This is a genomic window from Micromonospora sp. DT48 (assembly GCF_049844495.1).
GTDB lineage: Bacteria > Actinomycetota > Actinomycetes > Mycobacteriales > Micromonosporaceae > Micromonospora.
The window spans coordinates 1-2,336 of the sequence record NZ_JBNCLE010000003.1 but is presented as its reverse complement, the minus strand read 5'-3'; the positions used below and the strand labels follow the sequence as shown (position 1 = coordinate 2,336).

The window sequence follows — 2,336 nt, the reverse complement described above, 5'->3', positions numbered from 1 at the left end:
GAGATGTGTATAAGAGACAGGGCCGCGACGCCCCTTTTTCGGCTCGTGGAGCCGGTGTCGGCCCGGGTCGTCGTGACCCGGGGCCCGGCTACCTCCCGCTCAGCGCCAGCGGGCGATCACGCTCGACCCGCCGACCACCTTGTCACCCGGCCCGACCAGCGGCTCGGCGGCCTCCGCCGGCAGGTAGACGTCGGTACGCGAGCCGAAGCGGATGAGCCCGAAGCGCTCACCACGGGCCAGCAACGTACCGACCGGAGCCCGTTGCACGATCCGGCGGGCGATCAGCCCGGTCCGCTGCGCCACCACCACGGTGCCGTGAGTCGTCTCCAGCACCGTGTAAGCGGCCACGTTGTGCTCGGCGTCCGGCTTCATCGCGTTGACGAACCCGCCGTCGGCGACGAAGTAGTCGACCACCTTGCCGGCCACCGGGGAACGGTTGACGTGCACGTCGAGCACCGACAGGAAGACTGCGATCCGCAGGAACTCGCCGTCGCCGAAGCGTTCGTCGGTCAGGCGCTGCACCGACAGCACCTGCCCGTCGGCGGCGGCCACCACGGCCGACGGATCCTCTGGCACGTCGCGCTCCGGATCCCGGAAGAAGGCGGCCACCGGGGCGGCGGCCAGCGCGGGCAGCAGCCAGAGCTTCGACTTCGGTCGGGCCAGTCGGGTCAGTGCGGCCACGCCGAGGGCGATGCCGGCGGCGACGACCCCGTTGGAGTCGATGTGCATGCCCCGGGTGAGCGGCACGCTCGACGGCCGGTAGGCGGGCGCGAGCCGTTCCGCCGACGCGGCGGCGGCCGGGGTGAAACGGAGCCGGTACACGCGTACCGGCGGGTTGTTGCGCAGCACCAGGTCGTTGCCGACGCCGTACAGCGCGCCCTGCCGCTCCAACTCGGCGGCGGCACCGGCGGTCTTGGCGACCGCGGTGGCGACGCTGAGCACCGCACCGTCGGCCAGGTACTTGGTGAGGCCCTCGATGGTGGCGCGGGCCTCGTCGGCGGTGCCGGTGAGCGCCTCCGCGACGATGACCACCGCGGCGGGCTCCGCCTCGGCGAGACTCTCCACGACCCGGACCCGCTCGTCGACCCAGCGGCCCTGGGCGTTGACGTGCTGCCGCAGCGCTGTGGCGCTGACCCGCTCGGCGGGTACCACGGTGAGGGTGTCGCCAGGCAGCATCGCTTCGATCGCTGCGGCCAGCACCGCGGACTCCGGAGCAGCGCCGACCAGGAGGGCGGCCTTCGGGTCGTTGATCCGGGCAAGCTCGGAGGCGAGGGTACGGGCGGCGCGCTCGCCGAGGCGGACCGGACCGGATCGGTCGGGCGTACGCACGGCGGGGGACTGGGTCATGTCGAACGAACTCCTGACGAGTAGAGGCGACTGACGCGGAGGTCACCGCCGGCGGCGAGGTCCACCCGGTCACGGACAACCCGGGTGGGCCCGACGACCCACGGGGGATGCCCTACGGCGCGGGCCGGCCGACGCTGGCGGGAGTACACCGGCCAGCATAGGCGGCCCGCGACCGCTCCCGCACGGTCAGGCACCGTGCCCCGGTCGTCCGGGCGGTGACGCCTCCTCCCCGCCGAACAGATCGAGCGTGCCGTCCTCCCGTGGTTCGTCGCCGGTGGCCGACTGCGGGCTGGTCGGGGCCTGCGTACCCGTCGGGTCGGACGGATCCGCCGGGTCCTGAAGCGGGTGGGCGGCGGTCTCCCCGGCGTTCGGTGGCAGGTTGTCCGGGCCGGGCTCGCCAGGCGTGCCGACCGGAGCCGGACCACCGTTGTGCCGGCTGGAGCGCAGGGCGCCGATCAGGCCGAGCCCGCCGACCAGGATCAGCCCACCGGCCAGGAACCAGCCGACCGGTGGCAGGACGAGCCCGAGCACCTGGGCGAGCAACCACCAGGCGGTCAGGGCGAGGAAGAGCAGCCCGAAGGCGAACGACACCAGGTCGGTACGGTGGGCCTTCACCGGGTCACCTCCATGTGTCCGGCGTTGACGTGCAGGTTCAGGCGTAGCTTTCCGCCGCCGGCACCGTCCGGGCCGAGGTCGACGACGTCCGTGAGCCGGTTGTCCATGCCCCGCGCGCGCTGGCCGAGGACGTTCGCGTCACCGGCGGTCACCTGGGTCACCGCCGTGACGTCCACCTCCGGCGGTACCACCACGGTGGCCTCGCCGAAGTTGATGACGACGGTTATCTCGGTCTCCTCCTGCTCACTGAAGTCGATCGCACGCAGGTCGAGCACCGCGTCGGCGAAGCTCTGCTCGTACCGGACGGCGAGGTCGCGGTGACTGGTCGGCGCCCAGGTGACCGCGCCGTCCACGCCGCGCACCCGGTCGTAGGA

The 2,336-nt window shown here is 72.9% G+C and carries 3 protein-coding genes; all 3 read right to left on the bottom strand.

Annotated elements, in window-relative coordinates:
- Nucleotides 1-99: 99 nt before the first annotated feature.
- The gene (locus ACLQ2S_RS00700) at nucleotides 100-1,347 is read right to left on the bottom strand and encodes a phosphatidylserine decarboxylase (protein ID WP_155214607.1); all 1,248 of its coding nucleotides are present in this window, start codon (nucleotides 1,345-1,347) and stop codon (nucleotides 100-102) included.
- A gap of 186 nt (nucleotides 1,348-1,533) precedes the next feature.
- Complete coding sequence (locus ACLQ2S_RS00695) at nucleotides 1,534-1,962, bottom strand: hypothetical protein (RefSeq protein WP_155214608.1); 429 nt, start codon at nucleotides 1,960-1,962, stop codon at nucleotides 1,534-1,536.
- Nucleotides 1,959-2,336: LiaF domain-containing protein (locus ACLQ2S_RS00690; RefSeq protein WP_425700914.1), on the bottom strand; the 378-nt coding region annotated here is incomplete at its 5' end. The genes ACLQ2S_RS00695 and ACLQ2S_RS00690, both read right to left, overlap by 4 nt.

What these genes read in the sequence shown, in the direction of transcription:
- ACLQ2S_RS00700 (WP_155214607.1), bottom strand. Translation starts at nt 1,347, where the DNA reads ATGACCCAGTCCCCCGCCGTGCGTACGCCCGACCGATCCGGTCCGGTC.